This is a genomic window from Desulfatiglans parachlorophenolica (assembly GCF_055394735.1).
Genome location: NZ_AP042460.1, coordinates 879,292 through 905,983, shown reverse-complemented (window position 1 = coordinate 905,983; position 26,692 = coordinate 879,292). Strand labels below are relative to the sequence as shown.

General features: G+C 53.7%; 24 protein-coding genes and 2 pseudogenes. 23 read left to right on the top strand and 3 right to left on the bottom strand.

The annotated features are described in order from the left end of the window. The first annotated feature begins 36 nt into the window (after window positions 1–36). The 6 genes and pseudogenes from ACZ500_RS04145 to ACZ500_RS04120 all read left to right on the top strand — a co-directional run bounded on the left by ACZ500_RS04145 (window position 37) and on the right by ACZ500_RS04120 (window position 6,020). Window positions 37–1,464, top strand: coding sequence for an MFS transporter (locus tag ACZ500_RS04145; RefSeq protein ID WP_464231269.1), 1,428 nt, complete (start codon window positions 37–39; stop codon window positions 1,462–1,464). Window positions 1,465–1,669: 205 nt separating this feature from the next. Beyond that, the gene (locus ACZ500_RS04140) at window positions 1,670–2,545 is read left to right on the top strand and encodes a Druantia anti-phage system protein DruA (RefSeq protein ID WP_464231268.1); all 876 of its coding nucleotides are present in this window, start codon (window positions 1,670–1,672) and stop codon (window positions 2,543–2,545) included. Then, window positions 2,538–2,753 (top strand): annotated as a pseudogene (locus ACZ500_RS04135) (DUF6444 domain-containing protein); the annotation flags it as partial. The gene ACZ500_RS04140 and the pseudogene ACZ500_RS04135, both read left to right, overlap by 8 nt. Before the next feature lie 364 nt (window positions 2,754–3,117). After that, window positions 3,118–3,504 (top strand): IS66 family transposase, encoded by a 387-nt coding sequence (locus tag ACZ500_RS04130; RefSeq protein ID WP_464231267.1) that lies wholly within the window; start codon window positions 3,118–3,120, stop codon window positions 3,502–3,504. Between the two features lie 19 nt (window positions 3,505–3,523). Next, complete coding sequence (locus ACZ500_RS04125) at window positions 3,524–3,922, top strand: IS66 family transposase (RefSeq protein WP_464231266.1); 399 nt, start codon at window positions 3,524–3,526, stop codon at window positions 3,920–3,922. A gap of 565 nt (window positions 3,923–4,487) precedes the next feature. Then, window positions 4,488–6,020 (top strand): GNAT family N-acetyltransferase, encoded by a 1,533-nt coding sequence (locus ACZ500_RS04120; RefSeq protein WP_464231265.1) that lies wholly within the window; start codon window positions 4,488–4,490, stop codon window positions 6,018–6,020. A 30-nt stretch (window positions 6,021–6,050) separates the two neighbouring features. Here ACZ500_RS04120 and ACZ500_RS04115 read toward each other — a convergent pair whose 3' ends face one another. Beyond that, the gene (locus tag ACZ500_RS04115; RefSeq protein ID WP_464231264.1) at window positions 6,051–7,478 is read right to left on the bottom strand and encodes an MFS transporter; all 1,428 of its coding nucleotides are present in this window, start codon (window positions 7,476–7,478) and stop codon (window positions 6,051–6,053) included. 132 nt (window positions 7,479–7,610) lie between these two features. On the opposite strand from ACZ500_RS04115, the gene ACZ500_RS04110 reads away from it, so the two are divergent. The 3 genes from ACZ500_RS04110 to ACZ500_RS04100 all read left to right on the top strand — a co-directional run bounded on the left by ACZ500_RS04110 (window position 7,611) and on the right by ACZ500_RS04100 (window position 11,771). Beyond that, window positions 7,611–8,783, top strand: coding sequence for an acyltransferase family protein (locus ACZ500_RS04110; RefSeq protein ID WP_464231263.1), 1,173 nt, complete (start codon window positions 7,611–7,613; stop codon window positions 8,781–8,783). Window positions 8,784–9,555: 772 nt separating this feature from the next. After that, on the top strand, window positions 9,556–11,550 hold the full coding sequence (locus ACZ500_RS04105; RefSeq protein WP_464231262.1) for an ABC transporter substrate-binding protein: 1,995 nt from the start codon (window positions 9,556–9,558) through the stop codon (window positions 11,548–11,550). A gap of 11 nt (window positions 11,551–11,561) precedes the next feature. Then, window positions 11,562–11,771 carry an STAS domain-containing protein gene (locus ACZ500_RS04100; protein WP_464231261.1) on the top strand — a complete coding sequence of 70 codons (210 nt, stop codon included), beginning with the start codon at window positions 11,562–11,564 and terminating at the stop codon, window positions 11,769–11,771. Here ACZ500_RS04100 and ACZ500_RS04095 read toward each other — a convergent pair. Further along, a complete protein-coding gene (locus tag ACZ500_RS04095; RefSeq protein ID WP_464231260.1) occupies window positions 11,754–12,479 on the bottom strand; it encodes a hypothetical protein in 726 nt (241 codons plus the stop codon). The genes ACZ500_RS04100 and ACZ500_RS04095 overlap by 18 nt on opposite strands. 197 nt (window positions 12,480–12,676) lie before the next feature. Between ACZ500_RS04095 and ACZ500_RS04090 the strand changes: the two genes are divergently transcribed. The 14 genes and pseudogenes from ACZ500_RS04090 (at window position 12,677) to ACZ500_RS04025 (ending at window position 23,278) form a co-directional block, all read left to right on the top strand. Further along, window positions 12,677–13,552: a Druantia anti-phage system protein DruA gene (locus ACZ500_RS04090; protein WP_464231259.1), complete on the top strand. Its 876-nt coding sequence runs from the start codon at window positions 12,677–12,679 to the stop codon at window positions 13,550–13,552. Continuing rightward, window positions 13,545–14,204 carry a DUF6444 domain-containing protein gene (locus ACZ500_RS04085; protein WP_464231258.1) on the top strand — a complete coding sequence of 220 codons (660 nt, stop codon included), beginning with the start codon at window positions 13,545–13,547 and terminating at the stop codon, window positions 14,202–14,204. The genes ACZ500_RS04090 and ACZ500_RS04085 overlap by 8 nt, the downstream gene beginning before the upstream one ends. Beyond that, the gene (gene tnpC, locus ACZ500_RS04080) at window positions 14,125–14,946 is read left to right on the top strand and encodes an IS66 family transposase (RefSeq protein ID WP_464231257.1); all 822 of its coding nucleotides are present in this window, start codon (window positions 14,125–14,127) and stop codon (window positions 14,944–14,946) included. The genes ACZ500_RS04085 and tnpC overlap by 80 nt, the downstream gene beginning before the upstream one ends. A 195-nt stretch (window positions 14,947–15,141) precedes the next feature. Further along, window positions 15,142–15,492 carry a hypothetical protein gene (locus ACZ500_RS04075; RefSeq protein ID WP_464231256.1) on the top strand — a complete coding sequence of 117 codons (351 nt, stop codon included), beginning with the start codon at window positions 15,142–15,144 and terminating at the stop codon, window positions 15,490–15,492. A 52-nt stretch (window positions 15,493–15,544) separates the two neighbouring features. Then, a pseudogene (locus ACZ500_RS04070) lies at window positions 15,545–16,192 on the top strand (transposase); the annotation flags it as partial. A gap of 92 nt (window positions 16,193–16,284) precedes the next feature. Further along, entirely contained in the window at window positions 16,285–16,872 is a 588-nt protein-coding gene (locus tag ACZ500_RS04065; RefSeq protein WP_464231255.1) for a hypothetical protein, read from the top strand. Between the two features lie 97 nt (window positions 16,873–16,969). Beyond that, on the top strand, window positions 16,970–17,743 hold the full coding sequence (locus ACZ500_RS04060; RefSeq protein WP_464231254.1) for an FkbM family methyltransferase: 774 nt from the start codon (window positions 16,970–16,972) through the stop codon (window positions 17,741–17,743). A gap of 86 nt (window positions 17,744–17,829) precedes the next feature. Beyond that, window positions 17,830–18,249, top strand: a complete 420-nt coding sequence (locus tag ACZ500_RS04055) for a VOC family protein (RefSeq protein WP_464231253.1) — start codon at window positions 17,830–17,832, stop codon at window positions 18,247–18,249. 176 nt (window positions 18,250–18,425) lie between these two features. Next, window positions 18,426–20,084 carry an amidohydrolase family protein gene (locus tag ACZ500_RS04050; protein ID WP_464231252.1) on the top strand — a complete coding sequence of 553 codons (1,659 nt, stop codon included), beginning with the start codon at window positions 18,426–18,428 and terminating at the stop codon, window positions 20,082–20,084. Further along, entirely contained in the window at window positions 20,062–20,997 is a 936-nt protein-coding gene (locus ACZ500_RS04045; RefSeq protein WP_464231251.1) for a hypothetical protein, read from the top strand. The genes ACZ500_RS04050 and ACZ500_RS04045 overlap by 23 nt, the downstream gene beginning before the upstream one ends. A gap of 229 nt (window positions 20,998–21,226) precedes the next feature. Then, window positions 21,227–22,111, top strand: coding sequence for a restriction endonuclease (locus ACZ500_RS04040; RefSeq protein WP_464231250.1), 885 nt, complete (start codon window positions 21,227–21,229; stop codon window positions 22,109–22,111). Window positions 22,112–22,320: 209 nt separating this feature from the next. Beyond that, a complete protein-coding gene (locus tag ACZ500_RS04035; RefSeq protein ID WP_464231249.1) occupies window positions 22,321–22,629 on the top strand; it encodes a HigA family addiction module antitoxin in 309 nt (102 codons plus the stop codon). A gap of 156 nt (window positions 22,630–22,785) precedes the next feature. Continuing rightward, on the top strand, window positions 22,786–23,097 hold the full coding sequence (locus ACZ500_RS04030) for a BrnT family toxin (protein WP_464232991.1): 312 nt from the start codon (window positions 22,786–22,788) through the stop codon (window positions 23,095–23,097). Next, window positions 23,051–23,278 (top strand): hypothetical protein, encoded by a 228-nt coding sequence (locus ACZ500_RS04025; protein ID WP_291319741.1) that lies wholly within the window; start codon window positions 23,051–23,053, stop codon window positions 23,276–23,278. The genes ACZ500_RS04030 and ACZ500_RS04025 overlap by 47 nt, the downstream gene beginning before the upstream one ends. Window positions 23,279–23,508: 230 nt before the next feature. On the opposite strand, the gene ACZ500_RS04020 is transcribed toward ACZ500_RS04025, so the two are convergent. Beyond that, entirely contained in the window at window positions 23,509–26,628 is a 3,120-nt protein-coding gene (locus ACZ500_RS04020) for a sigma 54-interacting transcriptional regulator (protein ID WP_464231248.1), read from the bottom strand. Between the last annotated feature and the right edge of the window lie 64 nt (window positions 26,629–26,692).

Sequence of the window (26,692 nt, the reverse complement as noted above, 5' to 3'; positions counted from 1 at the left end):
AGAGACATCTTTTCACTCCGTCTTCGATGAGGCCTTATGCCGTCTCTACCTTACAAGTGGAAGGCCCTCCTGACCGTCGCCATGGGGACGATGATGGCCACCATGGATGCCAGCATCACGACCATCGCCTTCCCCGAACTGACCCGCGTATTTCGGACCGATCTTTCAACGGTCATGTGGGTGGTAGTGGGCTATATTCTGGTCAGCAGCAGTTTGATGCTCATCCTGGGGAAACTCAGCGATTCGATCGGCAGAAGCAGGATCTACACCACGGGCATCGCGATTTTTACCGTAGGCCTCACTGCCTGCGGGCTTGCACAGAGCATCACCCAGCTTGTCCTTTTCCGAATCCTTCAGGCGGTTGGGGCGGCTATGTGCGTCGGCTGCGGCACCGCGATCGTCACCGAGGCCTTCCCGGCCGGCGAGACCGGGAGAGGACTCGGAATGCTCAGCATATCGGTCTCTTTAGGCTTCATCCTGGGCCCATTTGTGGGGGGAATTCTCCTCGAATGGCTGGATTGGCGCGCCCTTTTCTACGTGCGGATCCCTGTAGGGCTCTGCACCCTGATCATGGCCATCGTGCTCCTGAAAAAGGACACCATTCAGCCCGGCAAGATCCGATTGGACATCCTGGGCACGGTGATCTCGTCCGCCGCCATTTTCTGCCTGGTCTTCGGTATGGGCCTGATCAAAACCCATGGACCCGCCGCCTCCGCCGTGCTTTTTTTCGTAAGCAGCGGCGTCATTCTTCTCATCGTTTTCATTTGGGTCGAACGTCGGGCCGTGAACCCCATCGTCGACCTGGCGCTTTTCAAGAACAAGACCTTCTCCTATGCCATGGCAGGGCTTTTCCTCTTCTTCCTCGCCGGCCCCGCCTACGTCCTGCTGATGCCATTCTATCTGCTGGAAGCCCTCCGCTTATCCCCGCTCGAGACCGGGATGCTTCTGGCCGTGGTTTCGTTGACCACCCTGATCGCCAGCCCCATCAGCGGGGCCGTCTCGGACCGGATCGGCCGCCGCTGCCCGTCCTCCTTGGGGGCCGCTGCCGCCGGCGCCGCGTTTTTCTTCATGCTCGGATTCGACCTCGAGACACGCGTATGGGCGATCATCCCGGTCCTCGTGCTTCTCGGACTGGGCGTCGGCGCCTTCCAGCCTCCCAACAACAGCACCATCATGAGCGCCGCGGGATCCGATCATCTCGGCTCGGCCTCCGCCCTGATCGCCACCGAGCGGCAGGTGGGCATCTCGCTCGGGATGGCACTGGCAAGCGCGATCTTCTCCGCCAGGCAGGAGGTCCACCAGGACCTGCTGCGCCTCCAGGACATGGATGCAGCCCATGTGCTGAGGGCCTCCATCCCTCCTGCCTTCCGGGATGCACTACTGGCGGCCTTCATCCTGAGCCTGGGCGTGCTGGCTTTCGCCCTGTTTTCCCCGAGGCTCGACCATGATGATGAGCCGCGGTAGCCTTCGAGAAGCGCCCGCCCGCCCCATGCGGCGGAGGTGATTGACGGCGTCTTCGAAGAGTCTTTCAGCCTGCTGAAGGGGGTTCTATCCCACTACGAAAAGGGTGATGCCTATCCCCGCGAGTATTTGATCACAGGGGGTGTATTTTTCCCTGGCGTCCGAAGCTAAATTTTGCTAGGGTGCTTTGCCAGGAGGGAACAGCACCTTGGCAGAGACCCTGTATCAAATTCGCGGGCGTCAGATCAGAGAGGAAGACCTCTCGTTTATCCGCGATACCATCTCCCGGCATTGGGAACGCGGTCGAACCGCCATTTCCCGAGTGCTGTGTGAGCACTGGGACTGGCGGCAGCCGAACGGGCAACTCAAAGGGATGGCCTGCCGTGCGCTGCTGCTCAAGCTCGAAGAAAAGCAGGTTGTTAATCTCCCCCCGCCTTTGTCCACAACGAATCATCGGAAGCCCCGCAAGGCTGTTCGACACAGCTATAACTACGACACCTCGGAGATTCACGGAACGGTCTCCGAGTTTGGCTCTTTGAAAATCGACATGGTCCGGCGCACCCCGGATGAAGGCCTGTGGGATCACCTGGTCGATAATTGCCATTACCTGGGGCGCCCCCGAATCGTCGGTGCATACTTGAAGTACCTGGCCTACCTGGATGGACACCTGGTGGCTTGCCTCGGTTGGGGCTCAGCGGCCTGGAAGGTGGAGTGCCGCGACCGGTTCATCGGTTGGCAGCCCCGTACCAGGGAAGCGAACCTCTACAAGGTCGTCAATAACGTCCGGTTCCTGATTCCGGACTGGGTTTCGGTGGAACACTTGGCCTCGAAGCTCCTGAGCGCCAACATCCGGATGCTTCCCGGGGACTGGCAGGCGTTTTACCGTCATCCCGTTGCTCTGCTCGAAACCTTCGTGGACACCACCCGGTTCCAGGGCACCTGCTACCGGGCGGCCAACTGGGTCTATGCAGGACTGACCAAGGGACGTGGACGCTACGACCGCTATAACCGCTGCATGGAACCGGTCAAGGCGGTCTACCTCTACCCGCTTGGCAAGCGTTTCCGCGAGGCGCTCCATGGCTGAAACGCCTCTTTTTCCCGAAGGGATCACCTTGACCCAAGAGGGGCTGCAGGATGTCCCGCGCTCCGTGCTCATCCAGATCATCCTCGCCCTTACGGAGGAAAAAAGCGAGTTCCGAAAACGGATCGAACACCTCGAAGCGCGTCTGAACAAGGATTCCTCCAACTCGGATCGGCCGCCGTCCTCGGATCCGCCCTTCAAAAAGAAAAAATCCGGGAAGAAAAAGAAAAACACCGATCGACGGAAACTGAGCCATCCGGGGCACCGGCAGGAGATGCTCCCGCCGAAGGAAACCCGAGTCATCCTTCCGGAAATCTGCACCTGCGGCAACCGCCATTTTCCCGAAACCGAACCGTATTATACGCACCAAGTCATCGAACTGCCCCCGATCGAAATCGAGGTCATCCACTTCGAGCTACACCGAGGCAGGTGCCCGGTCTGCGGCAAGATGCAAAAGGCCACCGTCCCCAGGGAACATCGGACAGGCTACGGTCCCAGGCTTTCAGCCATGATCGCCGAGATGGCGGGCACCGGAGGCAGACAGCCGCTCAACGATTCAAACCTTCTGCGCTTCGGTGCTTGGGTTCCATATCAGCCTGAGCGCCATCCAGAAGATCATCGATCGGGCCTCGGCCGCGATCCAACTCCACGCAGCCAGACAGGCGCCGGTCAACCACATCGACGAGACCAGCCACCGCCTCAACGGCCTCCTGCAATGGCTGTGGGTCATGGCGGGGCCGGCAGTGGCTTTCTTCATGATCCATTCCAACCGCTCGAAGGAAGCCTTCGAAGCCCTGATCAAGGACTGGACCGGCATCCTGGTCTCGGATGGATACGGCGTGTACCGCAAATGGGTCGGACTGCGGCAGACCTGCCTTGCTCATCTGATCCGCAAGGCCAAGGAACTCTCGGAAAGGAAAGACCCGGACAATAAAACGGTTCGGTCTCTGGGCAACCCATGAACTCCAACGACTATGCCATATGGCCAAGGATCCCCCCGCCGTCGGAGAGTGGCAGGCCTTTTATGCTCGTTTGATCCGCTTGATCACCCTTCATGAGAAGCGCAAGGATGATGCCGGCAGATTTACACGCCGTCTCCGCAGGGAGATCGAAAGCCTTTGGACGTTCCTCTCGGAGCAGGGGGTGGATCCCACAAACAATCATGCCGAGCGGATGCTTCGATTCGCCGTGCTGTGGCGCAAGTCCAGCCAGGGTACGTCCAGTGAAAAAGGCAACCGCTGGGTGGAGTGTATCCTCTCACTCAGGCAGACCTGCCGGCTTCGGAAAAAGACAACCTTCCCCGTCCTTGTCGATGCCCTGCGCGCATACTTCCGGGGTCAAGAACCCGACCTCGCCTGGATCGCTCAGCCCACCGCCTGATCCAGATCCTGTGATCGCTTACCTTGCACGTATGCCGCATTCCTCGGGCGCGGACCTTCCCTCTGGGCATTTTTGCTCAGCCTGTCAACCGCGGATTTTTTCAACAGGCTGCTAAGATCATATGAATATTATAAATAAATTTTAGCCAATAAATTAAAAGAAACAAAATAAATTCCATATTGTTCATAATGTGAACAATTATAAGACCACCTGATAGTCACGCGGAAAAACGGGCTTCCCATTATGCAATTCGTGCTAAATGCCCTAAAACCTTTGATCTCTTCCAAAATGATTTGAAAGAAGCTTCATAACAATAAGGATACTTGACTTATAAAAACCTTCACTATTATCCCTTGAGGATAAGGTACCAGCATTTAATACTATTTCCGCCTCAAGAACGGGAGTTAAAAAAAAAGAATCAAAAGAATGGGAAAAACCTGAGGTACGAATTTTCGTATACAAGAAACCCTCCGTTAATTTTGGTTCAGTCAAACTTTGGGTGTCTCCCCGGCAAAGCCGGGGGTTTACTCGGATTAATTATTCTCTTGCATCCAACCCTATCTATTTGATATATTATACAGAATCTATGGTGACCCGATCCTCAACACTTACTGTCCCTAACGATATCTCTTATCTGTCTGCCATCCAGGCCTACACAGGAGAGATAGCGGAGAATCTTGGTCTTCAAAAGATGGATGTTCAGATGGTGCTCCTTGCGCTGGAAGAGGCCATAGTGAATGTAGTGAAGCATGCCTTTGAGCCCTCGGAGAAGGCCACCTACCAGGTCATCCTTGAGCCGATCTCATCGGGGCTCAAGATCATCATCAAAGATAAAGGTTTGCCCTACGCCCCAAGTCTGGTCCCGGATTATATAACCCCAACCGGTCTTGACGATATCCCCGTCGCCGGTCTTGGCTCCTATCTTATGAAAAAGAGCGTTGACGAACTGGCCTTTTACAACCTCGGGAGGGAGGGCAAGGAACTCCATCTCATAAAGCACTTTCCTTATAAGAGCATCGAGGAGTATCACGACAAAAGGGATCTCGAACCCTTTCCTTCTCCTCGAGTGGTGGGGGCAGGTCCCATCGAGAAGAGGCCCTTCAGCGTGCGTTTGATGAAGACCTCAGAGGCCCCTGCGGTCTCAAGGCTCTTCTACCGCGCCTATGGTTATACCTACAGCCTTGATGCGATTTATTATCCGGAGAAATTTGCCCGGCTTGTGCAGGAAAGAAAAATCATATCGGTGGTGGCCGTTGCCGATGATGATCAGATAGTGGGCCATGCGGCCCTCATAAGGGAGGATCCGGAAGAAAAGATCGCCGAGCTGGGCATGGCGGCCGTGCAGCCTGATTTCCGCGGGCAGGGATGCCAGAACGTCATGATGCGGAGACTCGTGGAAGAGGCACGCAAAGCAGGGCTGATGGGCATTTTCAGCAAGGCTACAACAGAGCATATCTACGCCCAGAAGGCCGGCCTTAGGGTGGGGTTCAGGAGATGTGCCATGGTGATCGGCGTTATCCCTGCGGACAGGACCTACAAGGGCATCCATGAGGTACTTAACCAGCGGGGAACCTTTGCATACGGCTTTCTCCCTATCGAAAACCCGCCCGGGATAATCCTCTTTCCCCCGGAACATCACAGGCCCTTTATCGAGAAGATCTACCGTGATATCGGTCTTGACAGGACGTTTAAGATGCCAGCGATGCCTTTGTCCACCGAAGGAATGGAGGAACAATCAAACATCGCAGTCAGTGTCCTTCCCAACTATAACAGGGCAATCATTGAGGTACACCGTTACGGGAAGAATGCCGTATCCGGTGTGAGAATGATACTGAAAGAACTATGTTTCAAAAAGATTGACGAGATCTTACTGCATTTGCGTCTAGAAGATCCTTGTACGGGAGCACTTTGCTCGCGGTTTGAAGAACTGGGCTTTTTTATAGCAGGGATCCTCCCCTTTTACCACATCGGGGATGCCCTTATTTTACAATATTTGAACAATGTTCAGATAGATTACTCAAAGATTCAGATTGCGTCGGAGAATGCACAGGAAATCCTTGATTATGTGAGGGCACACGACCCGAACATTGTTTTGTGACGGGAGAAATACCATCCTTCAATGTCTTGTTTATGTTTGCTTTCCGCGCTGCCGCCAGACCATAATAGAAAATCCAAAAGCAACGAGACACATCAACCCACCCAATATATAAGTGGACCTGAACCCTTTCAATAATATCTCGTGGGGAATATTGGTACTAAGCAGGTTTGCTTTTGTTGAATAAATACCCGGAATAGCATTGGCAAAGACCGTCTCAAATATGGCGACCCCAAAGACATAACTCAAATTTGTCGTAGTATTGAACAGGCCGGAGGCAACCCCGTGTTTATTTTCCGGCGCAAGGCTCATCACCTGGTTATTGTTCGGTGAGAAAAAGAGGACATACGATAATGCCAACCAGATAAGGAATATAAAGACAAATAAAAAGCCCTGGCACTGAAGGCTGAACGAAAATACAAATACGTTAACTGTTGCCGAAAGCATGGCAATAACACATAGGGTGCTTGGTTTTATCCTGTCGGAAAGCCTGCCGGCATACGGTGATATAAGGACATAAATTATTGAATATACCAGGAGCACCATGCCTGTCTTTTGGGGGTTCAGACCTTTTACGATCTCCAGATAAAAAGGGAGCAGAAAGGCATTGCCCGCGATGAGCAGATAGGCCATGAATGTTGCAGACAATACAAGCGTGAATTTGAGATCTTTAAAAACCCCTAAATCCAACAGCGGCGCGCGGCACCTCTTTTCGCGGAGGACAAAAAGCGAGAGCAATATAAGTGATAAAACGAAACTTACTATGATGGGGAAGGAACCCCAACCTGATTCCTTTCCCGTATTCAATGCACGCAGGAGTATTCCAAGCCCCAAAAAACTTAACACAGCCCCCAGGAAATCGAATCGCTCCGGTTCGCTTGTTTTTGGTTGAGGCCTTTCATCCGGTATGTTTTTGCTTGCAATGATATAGGCAATGATGCCGATAGGCACATTGACGAGAAAGACCCAGTGCCATGAGAGGTAGCCCGTTATCAATCCGCCGACGGGGGCTCCCGTTGCCACTCCAAGCGCGGAGGCCGTGGAGGTTATGCCGAAAGCCCAGCCTGTCCGATCGGAGGGTATGAATTTCGAGATGATGGCAAAACTCGTGGCAAGAAGCATGGCGCTGCCTACACCCTGAACCATGCGTGAGCCGATCAGCGTATGGATGTCCTGGGCAATGCCGCATAAGAGGGAGCCTGCGACAAAGACTATATAGCCGATGATAAATATTCTTCTTAACCCCACTTTGTCTGCCAGCTTCCCGAATAATAGAAGGGAACTGGTTATGATAAGGAGGTATGACATAACGATACGGGAGACCTCGCCGGTACCGACATTGAAATCACGGGAGATGGTCGGCAGAGAGACATTGACCGTGTAATTGTTCAACCTTGCCATGAAAGAACTGAAGGCAACGCTGATGACGATGAGGTATTGCTGAGATCTGTTTTCGATCATTAGCTGTTCAAGGTTCTCATTTTTACTGTTTCTTTTCAAACCGTTTTTTTAATTTACTTGTGTCTGAAAATTAACTACAGTTGCAGATAATTGAATAGAATCGGATAGAATAGAACGGAGGATCAAAGCAGAGTGTCCTTATCGAACGGATTGACCACAGGGGAGATACCGGCAAAAACCGGTTCGTCCTCGAGAATACTCTATTTCGACAATATGCGGCTCTTTTTCACGGTGCTCGTCATCCTCCACCATGTCGCCCTTACGTACGGCGCCCACAGCGGCTGGTATTACTATGAGAATAGCGACAATGCATTTACGAACCTTGTGCTCTCGCTGCTCATGAACGTGAACCGGGCATGGGTACTGGGGTGCTTCTTCATGGTATCGGGATACTTCACACCCGGCTCGTACGACCGCAAAGGTGCCGTAAGATTCCTAAAAGACCGGATCATCCGGATCGGCATACCGCTTGCGGTCTTTGCACTCCTGATACGACCTTCGATCGTATACATGATGAACAGAGAAGCCCTCGCCGCACAATACTCCTTCTGCGAGAACCTATTTCTTCTGAAGAACGTTGCGCCGGGACCTGCGTGGTTCTTAGAGGTGCTCCTGATCTTTTCGATCATGTATTCCTTGTGGCGCCGGTTGAGAAAACCCCCAGATGCACCGAAAAACAAGGGCATGTCGTTTCCCGGGGACAGGGCCATTGTCCTTTTCATCCTTGTCCTTGCCGCTGCGACCATTGTGATCCGCATCTATTTTCCCACAGAAAGGGAGATCTTTCATCTGCGGATCGGCAACTACACGGGATATGTAGCGTTCTTTGCCGCCGGGATCGCGGCGTACCGCAATAACTGGTTCCAGGGCATAACAGAAGCCATAGGCAGACGCTGGTCGATGATCACGGCGGCAGCGGTCTTCGCATACTGTATCATTGTTATCGTTGCATGGTCGTCGCATATGAGCCTTTCATTTCTCAGAGGAGGTCTCTCTCTGAGGACGCTTCTGGCAACGTGCGTGGAAACGGCTATCGCCGTCGGGAGCATGATCAGCATCTCCTATATCTTCAGGAAATTCTTCAATAAGCAGCCGGGTGTCGTGAAAGGGATGGCCCAGGATGCATACGCAGTCTTTATCTTTCATGCGCCCGTTATCGTCGCCTACACCTACCTCACGAGAGACATCCTCGGCAGCAACCCCTTCCTGAAGTTCATCACGGCGTTCATTGCCGGCAGCGCGCTCTGCTTTCTCGTATGCCATTACGTCATAAGAAAGCTGCCCTTTGCGAAAAGGATACTCTAAGGGATGGATACAGCCAATAGAGAAATTGCAACTGATAAGTCGGCACAGCGCTGAATGACTATCAGCATCGCCTTTGCCGCTTTCATGTCAAAGCTCGACAGTCCCATCGTGAATATCTCCCTGCCGGCTATCTCCCAGTATTGCAATGTATGTGATAAGAACTCGCGTATTGAGGTTGAATCTGATATGTGATGTGATAAGAACTCGCTTTTTGAGGCTGAAAGGATAGCGGAAAAGGGCTGGCCTGTCAACAGAAATTCAGCCACAAGATATTGGGGACCGGTGCGGAAAAATGACAAACGCTTCTTCGGCTAAGGGACAACGGCATGCCGGGAAGCTTCAACTGTGCGGCCTGTAATGGAAAAGTGTGGGATTTCGACGTCATTCAGACATGTACATCCATCCTCCGCAGATGGGTGTTTCTCAAGGGCCTGTTAAGCGGTTTGTGCATTCGCTTGCGCAGATCCGCTTTCACCTTCACCGGTGCCGCCCGAAGCCGCCTCTTTGCTGTCTTGCGCCGGATATGGAAGCACTTTCCGATTCTGGTCTTCGCATAGATTATGCCCCGAAAATGGAACCGCGCCGGCGGGCAAAGCCCTACGAAAAGTCGCCCGCAACCTGCCTTTCACTCGTAAAACGGTAAACAGGAAAATCACGCAAGACAATTGACACGATGTGAAAGATCTGATTAAAGAGACCGGAGCCCGGTGCAGAATACGAGATACCGGCTTTTCCGCAAGGGCTGGACCACATTCAGACGGCGGGACTGGACATGAAGAATTTTATCAAACAGATGTGGCTTGTCATCGTTCTCATCGCAGCGGCTTCCTTCGTTCTCCTCGTGTCGGACATGGGACAACGGGTGCGGGATACGAAACCCCGGGCGCAAGCCTATCCTGTGATCACCGTGATGCAGATCGCGTCAACCCCCCTCCTGGACACCCACGTTGCCGGCGTGCTCAGCCGGCTCGAAGAACGAGGCTTCCGGGCCGCGAACGGGAAAAATATCGAACTTTTCAATCCCCAGGGGGATTTCACCACCGCCAACACCATGGCGCGCAGTATCGCCGACGGGCCCTCTGCGCTGGTGATCACCTCGAGCACCGTCGCCCTGCAGACCTTCGCGAAGGCCAACCTTTCAAGGAGGAAGATTCACGTGTTCGGGACGGTCACGGATCCTTACGGCGCCGGCGTCGGCATCGACGGCCCTGAACCCGGGCAGCACCCGCCCTACATGGCGGGCATCGGCACCTTTCAGCCTGTAGGACGGAGCATCCGCCTGGCGCACGAAATGAATCCAGCGCTCCAGCGCCTCGGCGTGGTGTGGAACCCGGGCGAGCAATGCTCGCAGGCCTGTCTCGTGAAAGCCCGTGCGGCCTGCGGGGAGCTGGGGATTGAGCTCATCGAGGCAACCGCCGTCAATACTTCGGAGGTATCCGAGGCCGCGCGCTCCGTACTGGCCAGGAATGCGGATGCTCTGTGGGTCGGCGGAGACACGGTTGCCATCGCGTCCATCAGTCTTCTCATCGACCTGAGCGCAAAGGCGGGCATCCCCCTGTTCAGCAACGACCCCACCGACGCGGAAAAAGGGGCCCTGTTCGGGCTCGGCGCCGATTACTTCACCGTGGGGCGCTACACCGCTGATATCGCCGCCGACATCCTCGAAGGGAAAGCCCCCTCTTCCTTCCGCATCGAGAATGTCATCCCTGAAAAGCTGGGCCTGAACCGAGAGGTCCTTGACAGGTTCAAAGGCCAGTGGAGCCTGAGCCCATCAGTCCAGGAACTTCTGAATGCCCAGGAAGAGCGTCCCTTGACACAAAAGGCGTTAGGACCCGCCGAGACAGCGATTCCGAAGCCCGCCAGGCCCCTCAAGTTGCGCATTGTCCTTTACAGCGAAACGGAATTCGCGGAGCAGTGCCACGACGGGCTCAAGGACGGCATCCGGCAGGCAGGCTTTGTCGAGGGGCGGGATTACGACCTGCAGGTGTACAACGCGCAGGGGGATATCTCCACCCTGTCCAGCATCATGACCACCATCAAAGCGGACCATGTGGATCTGCTCATGCCCATCTCGACCCCAGCCCTTCAGGCGGCCCTCCGCCAAGCTGGCAGCGACACCAGGATCGTCTTCACAGGGGTCGGCGACGGCGTCGCCGCGGGGGCTGGAAAGAGTTTGACGGATCATCTCCCGAACGTAACCGGCGTCACCACCCGTTCGGATTTCGAAGGCATGGCGCGCATCGTCAAGGAAACCCTCCCGGGCGCCCGCACGGTGGGGACGCTTTTCACGCCTTCGGAAATCAACAGCGTTCTCTACAAGGACTGGCTCAAGGAAGCGCTGGAAAAAGAAGGCATCGAACTCCTGGCGATCCCGGTGACTGCCAGTTCGGAGGTGGCCCAAGGCGCCATTGACCTGTCCCGGCAAGAGATCCAGGCGGTCGTGCAGATATCGGACAATCTGACACGGCCCGGTTTCGCTCTCATCGCCCGCAAAGCCCTCGACAGAAACCTCCCCGTCTATGTCTTTGACAGCGCCCAGATGAAGCAGGGCGCCGTGCTGGCCCTTGCCACGGATTATTACGACGCCGGCCTGGAAGCGGCGCAGAAAGCCGGCCGTGTCCTCCGGGGCGAGGATCCCGGGGATATCCCGTTCAGCAACGTCCAGAAAAAGAAGCTGGTGTTAAACCCTGAACTCGCTCGGAACTGCAAACTGAAGATCAGCAATGAAATGATGAAAACAGCCTCGATTTATACAAAGAAAAACTGACGGGAGCCCACATGAAGCTTCAGCATGAGAGGCGGGGAAGGTATCTCCTCGTCCGCGCGGAAGGAAAGCTCGACGCATCCTGGGCGGATTTTTTTACCGAGGCCCTCCTCGGGCACATCCGGAACGGCTGCCACCAGATGGTCGTAGACGCCTCCGGGATGACCTTTTTGAGCTCGGCCGGTATCCGCTTCCCTTCTCCACGTTCACAAAGCCCTGAATAGCGTCCACGGAGAGTTCCGGATGATCAATCCGACCTCTTCATGGAACAGACACTGCGAACTGCCGGTTTCCAGGTTCTGCTCCATGACGTTCCTCCAGACATGGCCCCGTTCGAAACAACCGCTGCCGACGAGGCATCGGCTGACGAGGGGATAGAGCGGTTCACCTTGGAGGGAAACGCCTCGCTCACACTGCGCTATGCGGGCGGCTGGCGTCCATGGCGAAAGGTCCACAAGGAAGAGGCGTGCGTCCTTTCCTTTGGAAAGGAAACCTGTGCCCTGGGTATCGGCAGCTCGGCAGAGGATTTCCAGTCCGCCAGGGAGAGCTTCGGCGAGTTCCTGGCTGTTGCGGGAAACGTGGTTTATCAGCCCTCTGACCAGGATGGGCACCCGGACTATCTTATCTCCGAAAAGGAATATATTCCCCGGATGCATTGCATCCAGAGCTCGGGGTTCAGCGGGGAGATGGCTTTTCTCATCCGCTTCGCCCCCACGGAAAAAACACCCTTCTTTGCAGTTTCCGGATTGCTGAATCACCTCCTGGCCCAGACCGGCGGGAAAGCCGTTGGATTCGTCGTCCTTGGCGAGATAGAAGGTTTGGTGGGCACGGCCCTCATCCGCTCTCCCGGATTGCTCGAAGACGACCGCGAGATCCCCTTTCCCGAAATCCGGGACTGGCTCCCCTTCTGCGGTGAACGCTCCTATCCGCACCAGCAGGCCATCCTGGTCGGTCTTGCCTGCAAGGATGACCTATCCGGTGAACGCCTTGCACTGGCGCCCATGCCCTCCCGCCCGGACATCCGCACCCACGTGCATGCGGCCGTCGTATTTGATCACAGGGGGTGCATTTTTCCCTGGCGTCCGAAGCTAAATTTTGCTAGGGTGCTTTGCCAGGAGGGAACAGCACCTTGGCAGAGACCCTGTATCAAATTCGCGGCCGTCAGATCAGAGAGGAAGACCTCTCGTTTATCCGCGATACCATCTCCCGGCATTGGGAACGCGGTCGAACCGCCATTTCCCGAGTGCTGTGTGAGCACTGGGACTGGCGGCAGCCGAACGGGCAACTCAAAGGGATGGCCTGCCGTGCGCTGCTGCTCAAGCTCGAAGAAAAGCAGGTTGTTAATCTCCCCCCGCCTTTGTCCACAACGAATCATCGGAAGCCCCGCAAGGCTGTTCGACGCAGCTATAGCTACGACACCTCGGAGATTCACGGAACGGTCTCCGAGTTTGGCTCTTTGAAAATCGAGATGGTCCGGCGCACCCCGGATGAAGGCCTGTGGGATCACCTGGTCGACAAGTACCATTACCTGGGGCGCCCCCGAATCGCCGGTGCATACTTGAAGTACCTGGCCTACCTGGATGGACACCTGGTGGCTTGCCTCGGTTGGGGCTCAGCGGCCTGGAAGGTGGAGTGCCGCGACCGGTTCATCGGTTGGCAGCCCCGTACCAGGGAAGCGAACCTCTACAAGGTCGTCAATAACGTCCGGTTCCTGATTCCGGGCTGGGTTTCGGTGGAACACTTGGCCTCGAAGCTTCTGAGCGCCAACATCCGGATGCTTCCCGGGGACTGGCAGGCGTTTTACCGCCATCCCGTTGCCTTGCTCGAAACCTTCGTGGACACCACCCGGTTCCAGGGCACCTGCTACCGGGCGGCCAACTGGGTCTATGCAGGACTGACCAAGGGGCGTGGACGCTACGACCGCTATAACCGCTGCATGGAACCGGTCAAGGCGGTCTACCTCTACCCGCTTGGCAAGCGTTTCCGCGAGGCGCTCCATGGCTGAAACGACGCTTTTTCCCGAAGGCATCGCCTTGACCGAAGAGGGGCTGCAGGATGTCCCGCGCTCCGTGCTCATCCAGATCATCCTCGCCCTTGTGGAGGAAAAAAGCGAGTTCCGAAAACGGATCGAACACCTCGAAGCGCGTCTGAACAAGGATTCCTCCAACTCGGATCGGCCGCCGTCCTCGGATCCGCCCTTCAAAAAGAAAAAATCCGGGAAGAAAAAGAAAGACACCGATCGACGGAAACTGAGCCATCCGGGGCACCGGCAGGAGATGCTCCCGCCGAAGGAAACCCGAGTCATCCTTCCGGAAATCTGCACCTGCGGCAACCGCGAGTTCCCCGAAACCGAACCGTATTATACGCACCAAGTCATCGAACTGCCGCCGATCGAACTCGAGGTCATCCACTTCGAGCTACACCGAGGCAGGTGCCCGGTCTGCGGCAAGATGCAAAAGGCCACCGTCCCCAGGGAACATCGGACAGGCTACGGTCCCAGGCTTTCAGCCATGATCGCCGAGATGGCGGGCACCGGAGGCAGACAGCCGCTCAACGATTCAAACCTTCTGCGCTTCGGTGCTTGGGTTCCATATCAGCCTGAGCGCCATCCAGAAGATCATCGATCGGGCCTCGGCCGCGATCCAACTCCACTATGAAACGATCGGCCAGGCAGCCAGGCAGGCGCCGGTCAACCACATCGACGAGACCAGCCACCGCCTCAACGGGCTCCTGCAATGGCTGTGGGTCATGGCGGGGCCGGCAGTGGCTTTCTTCATGATCCATTCCAACCGCTCGAAGGAAGCCTTCGAAGCATCGATCAAGGACTGGACCGGCATCCTGGTCTCGGACGGATACGGCGTGTACCGCAAATGGGTCGGACTGCGGCAGACCTGCCTTGCTCATCTGATCCGCAAGGCCAAGGAACTCTCCGAAAGGAAAGACCCGGACATAAAACGGTTCGGTCTGTGGGCAACCCATGAACTCCAACGACTATGTCATATGGCCAAGGATCCCCCCTCCGTCGGAGAGTGGCAGGCCTTTTATGCTCGTTTGATCCGCTTGATCACCCTTCATGAGAAGCACAAGGATGATGCCGGCAGATTTGCACGCCGTCTTCGCAGGGAGATCGAAAGCCTTTGGACGTTCCTCTCGGAGCAGGGGGTGGATCCCACGAACAATCATGCCGAGCGGATGCTTCGATTCGCCGTGCTGTGGCGCAAATCCAGCCAGGGTACGTCCAGTGAAAAAGGCAACCGCTGGGTGGAGCGTATCCTCTCACTCAGGCAGACCTGCCGGCTTCGGGAAAAGACAACCTTCCCCGTCCTTGTCGATGCCTTGCGCGCCTACTTCCGGGGTCAGGAACCCGACCTCGCCTGGATCGCTCAACCCACCGCCTGATCCAGATCCTGTGATCGCTTACCAAGAATTTACAAAACCCCACGCATTGTTGACAATATCGTACAGCTTAGTGAGTATACTGGACCGATTCGTCAGATTGTAATCACTGACTTGGGTCATGAGGATCCCACGTTTCTTTTAACCAATTATTTAAAAAAATCTCCCTCCAGACTCATCGAACGATATGCCCAACGAATGATTATCGAAAACAACATCGCTGATGGTATCGACTTCTTTCATATAGATGCCCTGTCCTCTGCTGTCGCAATGAAGGTGAACTTGGATCTCCAGTTGACGCTCATGGCAAGCAGTCTCTACCGACTCTTCGCCCAACGAGTCGGGCAGGGGTACGAAAAAGCCAAGTCTCGGCACATTTTCAGAGATTTCATTGACGCCGTCGCCGAGGTTGCTATCCGCAAAAATGAGATCACTGTCCAATTTCAAAAACGGGCCCATAATCCACAGCTTCTCGCTGCAGGTTTTCACAATGCAAATCTAAAAGTCCCTTGGCTCAAGGATAAAATACTCCGTCTTCAGTTCGGATAGCATATTTTTCCTCGTATGGTGTTAACTCAAAAATCTAACATGGGAATCCAGGCTAGCTACAGGTCCGAATCAGGTCTACTCCTGGGATATTACTAAACTCAAAACATCGCAAAAATGGACTTATCTTTATCTGTATGTCATCATAGATATTTTCAGTCGCTATGTCGTTGGTTGGTTGGTAGCCCCCCATGAAAGTAGTGAATTGGCCAAACAGCTCATCGAGGAAACCTGCATCAAACAGAACATCGAACCTGGAACACTGACGCTGCACGCTGATCGCGGCTCCAGCATGAAATGTAAGGCCGTCGCTCAACTTCTGGCTGATTTGGGCATTACCAAGACCCACAGCCGGCCGTACGTCAGCAACGATAACCCCTATTCAGAATCCCAGTTCAAGACACTGAAATACTGCCCGCAATTTCCAGGCACATTCGGTTCTATCGAGGATGCCACGGCGTTTTGCCGGTTCTTCTTTAACTGGTACAACAAGCACCACCACCATTCCGGTATCGCCATGATGACACCGGAAAGCCTTCACTACAGCCATGCCCAGACCATTCAGAAACAACGCCAAGAAGCCCTCTTTGAGGCTTTCCAGCGCTTTCCCAATAGGTTCAAGGGCATCGTACCACAACCTACCCCTTTACCCGTTGCCGCATGGATTAACAAACCGACGGCGAGTGGTTCCGGGGTACAGTAATTTATCGCATGGCGTGTCTCATTTTCATTGACACATTCCGGACTGCGTTTCACTTCACCGGTTAAGCTGATCCGTTCGGAAAGGAGAGAAGAATGGGTGTAACAAGTCCACACATGTTCAGTCTGGAGGAAGCCGCAGCTGCATATGCACTGGCGGCAGAGAACATATTTGGTGGTGACGCCACCTTCCTCAACGCCAACCCGGCGGTTGTGCCCATCTTTGTCAGCATGCTATTCCAGTCACTTGAAATCTCGATCAAACACGCTGGAATCGAATCCGGGCTGTTTACCATGCAAGAGGCACGCAACCGACAGAAGCGTTCCGGTCACGGTATCAAAGAACTTGCCGCCCTTGCCGTCGAGAAGCTCGGCGGCGACCCGTTCGATCCGATCGTCATGGCAATGACCTTTTCCAACTCGGGAGACCGCTCGTCGCAATTCATCCGCGAGATGATCTGCGGAAATAGAATGCAGAAGACGAGAGACGCCTACGCCTCTCGATGCTTGGGTTACGGCGAAGTTCACGAGGGCGACTTTGCATTGATCAATCCCATCGCAGAATGGGTATCCGCTGTCAACCAAACGGCAGTGAACCTTCCCAAGACAATTGACATCCTCTCGCAGTGGCACTCATCGGCATCAAAATCGAAACACTTCGCCATTTGGCTCCAGGGGAGATGAGCCGAACCATGCCATGCACTCGGACGGGAATTACGCTGCGCTCCATTCCCGCCGGTGATGGCCGGCGTTATGTGGCAAGACAAAGGAGATCGTTAATATGCTGAAGGCAATCATAAAAAAGTCAGTCAAGGAAGATTATTGGTCGTTTATGAGCTGGTATAGAGAGCGTTTTGGTTTTCTTCCTGCTGTACTTAAATATATAGCGCTTCGTAAAAATGGGATTGGAACTGCCCCCAACCCGTTGACGGGAGGAGTCGTCTATCTTCGACCAGGAACAACAGATCAAAATGTTTATGACGAAATATTTGTTGCAAGAGAATATGACATTGACCTAGGCGCCCCGCTATTTATCGTTGACGCAGGCGCTCATATTGGGCTGTCGTCGGTTTTCTTTGCGAGCAAGTATCCAAAGGCAACAGTAATTGCTATAGAGCCAGAGCCGTCAAATTTCGCCGTTCTACTTAGGAACGTAAAAGACTATAGCAACATAAAACCAATACAGGCAGGACTTTGGAGCAGGAAAACTCATCTTAGTATCCAAGACTCTAATGTCGCAACTTGGAGTTTCCGGGTATCGGAGGATTCTTCAGGAAGTGGCATTCCGGCGGTTGGCATTCAAGATCTTATCACTGATTTTAATATGGATCGCATTGACGTCTTAAAGATCGATATTGAAGGATCAGAAATAGAGGTGCTTAATAACTCTAAAGCGTGGATAGATGCCGTGAAGACTTTGATTATTGAATTGCACGACAGATTTCGACATGGGTGCACTGAAGCTTTACAAAAATCCTTTTACAGTCATACCTATGATAAGTCGCGATCCGGTGAAAGCATAGTTATGACCAAAATCAAAAGAATTGCCACATAACAACCGCATCAACTCGGACTGGCAATTCCGCTGCGCTCCATTGTCAGCCGGTTATGCGTAGCGTTATGCCACAAAAGGAATGAGAAATGAAACCACGCATTAATATGATTACGCTCGGAGTTTCTGATATGGATAGGGCGGTTCAATTCTACGAAAAAGGGCTCGGCCTTCCTCGTATGCTTTTTGAAGGAGGCGCCGCTTTTTTCATGCTAACCGGGTCATGGCTATCATTGTATCCGTGGGATGCGCTCGCCGAAGATGCTACAGTTCCGGCTACCGGAACTGGTTTTCGTGGAACTACATTGGCTCAAGTTGTATCGAGCAAGGAAGAAGTCATGGAGGTTCTGGATCAAGCTGTTCGGTCTGGTGGAAAGCTTGTCAAAAAAGCTCAGGATGTGTTTTGGGGTGGTTACTCAGGATACTTCGCTGATCCGGATGGACATCTGTGGGAAGTAGCCTGGAATCCCCTTTTTTGGCCTGGGCCAAAAGACAGCGACAAGGCATAACAAGGGCATGAAGCCGATCGCCCAAAAAGCGGGGTTCCCGCTTACGCCCGGCGTTGGGCCAATATATACCAACCTCATACTTTATCGATTGATTATTAGGAGAATCAATGCGAATCAACTGCCACGCACACATTTTCAATACCAAGTTGGTCTTTACGTCCGAGACGCTTAAAATCTTGCTCCGCCGCATCACTGAAATGGACATTCCCTCGCTGATCAAAACCGAACTGACAGACCAGCTTGGGAAAGTTCTGTCAAAGGCGGGAGACTACGTTGATGAAGAAACCTTCTTCCGAAATGTGGTCAAAAAGGTCTCCTCATCCAAGGAGTTCAAAGACGTTCTGAAAACTCTTGCCTCCAACGACACTCTGAAGCTGGAACTGCAAGGAGGGGCGGCTCTGCAGGATTATGCGGTCGACGGGCTGGTCAGGCTGCTGGAAAAAGTCGGCGATGCGCTCACCCAGAAAGACAAGGACGCGGGAAAAGCTGACATTGGTGATGCCCTCGCGTTTCTGAGAATCGCCCTGCAGCCCAGTATCAGACACGTCACCGAGATCCTGATGGAAGAGCTGAGCCTGCAGGATGCTGTCATCCCTCTGGTGATGGATATCACCCACAATGGCGGCAACGAGAAGCTGCTGGAAAAGCAACTGGCCGATACCTCGGCGCAGATTCTGGCTTATCCCGGACGCATTTTTCCGTTTGTTGCCGTCAATACGAAACGCCCCGAGCACTTCTCCATCATGGAGATAGCCCTAAACGGGCGGGGCTTTGTCGGCGTAAAGCTCTATCCTTCGCTGGGGTATTCTGTTAACAGCCCTGAGATGATCAAGGTGTATGCCTATTGTGAGGAACGCGGCGTCCCCATCCTGATGCACTGCAGCGAGGGAGGGTTCTACTATTCAGACGAAACGCGGAACAATTCCGACCCGGCCCTGTGGGCTCCCATTCTGGAAAAATATCCGAATCTTAAGATCTGCTTCGGGCATTTCGGCGGGGCAAAGTACCTTGCCACCAAGGAAATTCCCGCCAGTTGCTGGACGCGCACCATCCTTGAGCTGATGACGAAGTTCAACGGGGTCTACGCGGACATCGCGTACCACAGCGAACCTATGGATGGTGGAGCTGGCGAACAGAACTATTTCAGGAATCTCTCCCTGCTGCTGCAGAACCCCGATTACCGCGACCGCATCCTGTTTGGCACCGACTATTTCCTGTCCCGGCAGCGTCTCACTGAAAAGAGCTACTGGAAATATTTCAGGAAGCATCTGTCCGAGAACGAATTCTTGCAGATTGCAGAGGATAACCCACAGCGCTATCTCGGCCTTCCTGGTGGAACCCAGAAGGCGAGCGTAGCGATGGCCAACTACATCCGATTCGTCTACCAGCAAAGGAGCTCTCTTCTCAGTGAATCACCCGCCTGGCTGAAGAGCGCGATCAAAGACCTTTTCGGGCCGACAGCGACTCTGCCCAAACCGTCCCTGGGACCGAAATGGAGTTGGAACAACAAGGTCCACGCCTACTTCTACGTATTTCTTGCCGAAGGGCAACTCAGTGACCAGCAGAAGGCCAAGGAATTCGACGCGGTCGGGCTGCTAAAACTGAGGGATCTAGCCTATTGGAACAAAGGGTTCGAGGCCAATGAGATCTGGAATCTCAAACTCAAGGCGATGGCGGAAAGCCTGGACTCCTTTTTCCACGCCAATGGCGGAAGCTACGAAAAGAAACAAGACTCGGCCAAAGCCATAGCCACCCTGCAGAAGATTTTCAACAATGCGTCAACCTACATCCACGAAGCCGCAGAGACATGCGATGCAATCTATTACTTTGCGTAAGATCACCGGGAAAACGATGTTGCCCCTGCGAAAAATCATTCCTGTATTGATACTTCTCCTCGTTATGAGCATCCCCGTCCTCGCGGCGGATTCCTGGGATCTCAATTATCGGTTTCAACCTGGTTTGCTTACAGCCGACAGTGAGTGGACCCCGGCATTGAGTTACGATGTCAAAGTCACGAAGATCATGTGGTCCCAACCCGGAAAACAGACTTTTCGCAAATATCTGAGCGCGCATGTTGGGATCCGGGGAACCCTTGCCGGCGATGTGGACCTGAATAGTGAGCCCTTGCTTGCAGACGCAGGCTTCACCACCGCCATCAACCTCTATCGTCCCCCCATCGTCAGCCTCGGCGATCAACCGGGTGAATACAGGACCGAGAGGGAAGGGTTCAGGTGGGGTCGCCTCAGCTTGAGTCTACTGGCCGGTTACGAAAGCGATCAGTCCTTAGACAATCGAAACTTCACCGGCGGTGGGGAAATCGGCTACGCACTTGTAGAGAATCAAGACTTAAAGGCGCTCATCCCTTCGATCTTTGTGGGGTATGACTTTGTATTCAACGATCACTCCGATCTGGAACAAGACCTTGGTGACAATGACGACTCCCGCCGGGCACGGGTATTCGCTTCATGGAAACTTCCGGTGGGGCAGTGGATTTCTGGTTCTCTCGATGGCTTGAATGTTCACTTCGACCTTCGCTATTTCAAAAGTGAAGGGCTCTCTAAGGCCTATCGGGACGCCGAACAGGATGAAGCCGTATATAAAGCCGGTGCGTTGAGCTACAGCTTTGGCGCCGAGCCGCTGTGGGGCGTCATCAATGCCGTTTATGTTCGGTTGGCCAACGGCAGAATCCCCCCGGTGACCGATAACGATACCACGGTAATGGTCGGCCTGACGGTTTGGGAAGAGTAAGGGAACTTCGTCGTGACAACCCTCAAAACCTAAATATGGTCGAGGATCGGACCATGAAAAATCATACATCGAGAAGGTTAAACAGAAAAATATCCCTGAAGCATCTTATACTCGCGCATCTTTGGTGCAAAAAGGACTATTTAACAAGAGGGATTGCCCAACAAGAAAATCCAGCGGACGCAAAAAACGCGCCGCTGATTTTGATGTTGTGCTGAATGGAGATAAATCTATGGAAGAAGTTCCTAAATTGCAGGACTACATGCTCCCAGTCTTAAATCTTTTCGCAGATAATGAGGAGCACTTGTACAAGGAAATCCCAGCATTCCTCGAAAGCAGATATGCATTACTAGAAGCCGATAAACCAAACAGATCTAAGGTCATGATAAATAGCACGATTGGATATTTTGTAAAGGCACTCATTTTGGGTAAAACGGGACACCAGAGGTTCAAAATAACTGATCGAGGTTTGGAGCTGCTTCGGAAGGCACCTGAGATTATCACCGTTCAAGATTTGAGACAGTTTCAAGAGTTCGAAGCTTTCATTCAGAGTCGGTACAAAAAAGCAGAAAAAGCAGATGCAGATGAGGCCGCAGGGAGCATAGTACCAGAAGATGCTATAGAGTCCGCTTATCAAGTCCATAAAGAGAACCTCGCCGACGAGTTACTTGAGAAAGTTAAACAAGGAACATGGAAGTTTTTCGAAATGCTAGTTAAAGATCTCCTTGTTGCTATGGGATACGGTGATCCCTATGACGAAGGACAGTTGGCACAGAAACCTGCGGACGGAGGGATTGATGGGATTATCCAGGAAGACAAACTCGGATTGGATATAATCTGCATTCAAGCTAAAAAGTGGGAAAACCCCGTTGGGCGTCCCGAGATACAGAAATTCACTGGAAGCCTGGAAAGTAAACATGCAAAAAAGGGGGTCTTCATCACAACATCGAATTTCACTGCCGAAGCCCAAGAATATGTGCGAGGCATTGAGAAGAAAATCGTCCTTGTTGATGGTAAACGACTGAGTGAATTAATGATTGACTATGACGTCGGTGTAGGGACATTGAAGACCTATAAAGTGAAACAGGTTGACAACGACTACTTCCTGATAGCTTAGACAAATGCACAACGAATAAGGATAGATCGTGTGAGTGCAGCGAACCACGATCTATCCTGTAGTTGGACGAGCCCGGCCCAGGCATGCCGAGAAGCGCCCCTTATATAAGCAAATATCTTTTTTAGAACGAGGGATGGCGGATTTGTTTTAAATGGCGTGATGGCGATACGTATAACGTTGAAATCACAGATTATCATTAGGAGAATCTTATGCAAAACAATAAGCTTCCTCCTATCCATCCAGGCGAAATCCTCATGGAGGAATTCTTAGAACCTATGGGACTCAGCCAGTATCGACTGGCTAAAGATATTAGTGTGCCCCCCAGACGCATCAATGAAATTGTGCATGGAAAAAGAGGCATTACTGCAGATACTGCACTTCGGTTAGGACGGTTTTTTGGTATGTCGCCTCAGTTTTGGCTAAATCCCCAGACGCGTTATGATCTTGAAGTTGTTGAGGATTTGCTGAAGGACCGACTTGATGATGAGGTAAATGCTCTTCAAGCGCAAGCGGGATAATATATTCTGCATTTATAACCTTTCTGCTAAAGATGGGCTGGAAAAAACCGGCTGGTTTTTCCCAGCCACCTAGTGGCCCGTTATAGATCAAAAAAGCCATATAAAAATCCATATTTTTATATTGACGTATTTTCCTTCCCTATCTATTATTACTTTATGGGCAAACGATCTGATTTTGAGTGGGATTCCAAAAAAGACGAGCAAAACCAAGGAAAACATGGGGTTTCTTTCGCTTTGGCACAGCTTGCTTTTCTGGACCCTGATCGTGTTATCCTCGAAGACCTTGAACATAGTGAAAATGAAAAGCGGTTTTACTGTCTTGGTAGGGTCTCCGACGGAACAATGACGGTTCGGTTTACATACAGAAAGAACAAAATCAGGATAATCGGCGCAGGATATTGGCGGAAAGGGAAAAAACTCTATGAAAGAGAAAATAAAATACACGGACGAACCAATGGGGAAAGTTAAGGTCATCTCTGACTTTCTTCCATCGCCGGAAGAACTTGCTTTAAAAGATGAAACAGTCAAGGTTACAATTACGCTAAGCAAAACGAGTGTTGATTTTTTTAAGAAGGAAGCAAAAAAATATAACACGCAATATCAAAAAATGATTCGCAGGCTTCTAGATGAATATACTGCCCATCAATAACTGCGAATCTATAAACACTGCATCAAGACGAACCGGAAAGCAGCAGTTTCGCGTTGCGGCTGTTTCCCGGCCCGTTATGCTTGGCGTTGGGTTTCTCTTACATGTGAGCCCTGCTCACTCTGATTCGCAAAAAGAGGTCGAAGCGGTCGAGGCTTCCCAATGGAGGCAGGTGTCGCCGCAGTGACACGGGATGAGCGTAACGCTGCAGGCGCGCGTTTTTCAACTGCCTGTCAGGCCGGGGTGATTTTCTTGCGGATGCCGAGCTTTTTCATCTTCGAATGCAGCGTGGTGGGCTTGAGGCCCAACAGCCAGGCTGCACCGCCCTCCCCCCCCACCTTCCAACTGCATCGATCGAGGGTCTTGATGATATAGGCCCTTTCCATCTCTTCGAGGGTGATGTTGCCCGGCAATTCCCCTTCCTCATCCGCAGGGTCCTGGAAGCTCGGGAGCATCAGGGAACTGCCCTCGCTGAGGATCACCGCCCGCTCGATGACATGACGTAATTCACGGACGTTTCCCGGCCAGGGGTAATCCATGAGATCGTTCATCCTGCGTTTGGAAACGCCGCGGATGTCTTTCCCCAGGTCCTTCTTGTACATTTCGAGGTAGTGAAGAACGAGCAGGGGGATGTCCTCCCGACGTTCCCTCAGCGGAGGGACCTGGATGGGGAATACATTCAGGCGGTAATAGAGGTCCGATCGGAATCCGCCCTCGGCCACCATGGCATGGAGAGGCCGATTGGTCGCCGCGATGAGCCGAAAATCGGCCTTCAGCAGGCTCGAGCCGCCGACCCTCTCGAACTCTTTCCCCTCCAGGACCCTCAGGAGTTTGGCCTGGATGTCGAGGGAGAGGTTCTGGATATCGTCCAGAAACAGCGTTCCGCCCTGGGCCAGCTCGAAACGGCCCAGGCGCGACCGCAGCGCCCCGGTGAACGCCCCCTTCTCATGCCCGAAGAGCTCGCTTTCGATCAGGCCTTCGGAGAGCGATGCGACATTCACGACGATGAACGGTCCGCCGGAACGTCTGCTCAGCCGGTGAATGCCGCGGGCCACCAGTTCCTTCCCCACCCCGGTCTCCCCGCTGATCAGGACCGTGGAGTCCATCGGCGCGACCTTCTGCATCTGCCGCTGGACCAGACCGATCGCCTTCGAACAGCCCACGATGGGCTTCAGTTGGGGGGACACCTCGGAGTCCATGCGGTAATACCGCGTCTCTTCCTCGAGCCGGTCTTTCAAGGCCGCGATCTTCTCGTAGGCCTGCACATTGTCGAGGGCCACCGCCACCTGGGTGCTGATGGCACGGAGCAGAGGCAAATCGTTTTTGAGGGATTCCGGAGTCACTTTGGCGGCCAGGTACAGAGCCCCCAGAATGCGATCCTGCAGAATGACCGGGCAGCAGATCATCCAGTTGACGCGCGATGCCTCGGGGCGACTGGATTCCTCAGACCCGACCGTCTTCTTGATGGCCTCTTTCCCCGTCCGGGCCACCTCTTCGATCTCGTGCAGATAGGGTCGGAAACGATCCGCTTGGAGCATCGGCAGATCCAGGTTGCGGCTGGCTACGAGTTCCAACCTGCCGTCTTTCCCGATCAAGAAGAACCCTCCGCGCTCGGCGAACGTAAAGCGCATCGTGAGCTGAATGATGAGCTGAAGCAACTTTTTCTTGTCTCTGACCGTCCCCAGCACATTGGTGATCTCGACAATCGTGTTCACCAGGAGATCTTCGTGGGTCTTTTCTTCGAGGTACCGTTTCAGATCCTCGGGGAAAAGGGCGATGTTCGACCGGGCCATGGCCTCCCACGCCTCTTCGAGCAGACCCCTCGCCCTTTCGGTGCTCCCCTCTTCGATCAACACCCGCGCCAGGGCGATCTGGGTCCGCGCCAGCTCCAGCCGGGCCCCGGAGCGTTGCAGCAATTCGAGGCTCGTCTCGTAATCCGCTTTGACGCAGTCTGCGGGTTGAGAAGACCGCTCGGCCCTCTGCCCTCTGAAGCGATGAGCCACGCCTCTCATAAAGATGTCCGGCCAGTCGACCAAACGTTCCAATTCGGACGTCAGACTCATCTCGGGATTGGCCAGCCCCGCGATTTCGAGACCCTCGAGGTATTCCATCACCCAGCCGCCCCGATGATGAGGGCGGCCGTACTGTTTGAGAAGCTCGCAGCCGCGGATATGTTCACTCAAACACTGTTCGAGATCCCCTCGGCAATAGGCCACGTAAGCGACACACCAATGCGTCGCCCAGAGGATGGACGGACCGGCGACGCCCTCCGGCAGGTTGAGGATCTTATCGAGATAGACCTGCGCCTCCGAGATCCGCCGGGCCTCCAGCAGGGTAAAAACCATCATGAGGTCGGCAAAGATTCCGATATCTGTGAGGCGATGCTCTTTCGCCTTGATCCGGACCATTTCAATGAGACCAAGGCCTCGGGAGGTCTGCCCGCACACCCCGTAGCACCAACCGAGGGTCGTGCAGCCCCTGAGCGTCGCCTCATCCAGAGAAAAATCCTCCAGATCGCCGATGACCTCCTCGTACCTTTGCACCGCTTCGGCTACCAGCCCCTGTCTGAAAAGGAAGTCGCTGGTCATGAGCGCCGCCTTTTTCAGCAGTTTTTCGTCACCCAGTGTCTGCGCATTTTCCCATGCCTGCTCCAAATGACGGGCAGCCTTCTCGTAGAAGCCCTCCTTTTCGAGGGTCTTTCCCAAGGCGAGCTGGACGGTGAGAAGCTGCCCCCGATCATGGATTTCCTCGGCAAACAGCCGGGCCTTTTCGAGGAAAGCCCTCTGCTCGGGCAGAAAGAGCATGTGCCCGTATGCGGCCGTGATCCCGACAGCGGCCTCGATATAGAGGTTCTTTTCCTCCAGAGATTCCAAGAGGCCCACCTCCTTCTCGAGGATCGCCCGGTAATAGGAAAGGGCCTCTGCGTGCATCTCCATTTTCTGGCAATAGGTCGCCGCAGCGAGGAAATAATCCAGCCTGGCGGGCGTAACCCCCGCCGTTCTGTGCAGATGCGCCAGCGTCAGGCACCGGTCCCCTTCCCCTCCGCCGTCCGCTTCGTAGTATGCGATGAGCTTTCCAGCCCCTGCCTCCAGATCCTCCCTGGGCGACTGCTCCAATATGAATGTCGCGATACCGGCATCGGAGAGAACATAGAATCCCTTTCTCGAGGAGGCATCCGATAAGAGGAGATCCGGCTCCGCGATATCTTCGAGGACCTGAAGGATATCCACCGCCTTCCATCCGCTCGCCGCTATCAATGCATCCAGCGGGAGGGGGTGCGGAACCATCGCCAGGAAAACCAGGATCTCTCTTTGTCTTGCATCCAGCCGCTTCCACCATTCGTGTTTGTTCATTGGGCGCCTCTGACCTTGCATGCAGGTTTACAGATGAACGTGTCAAACAGATCATTTGTGCGAT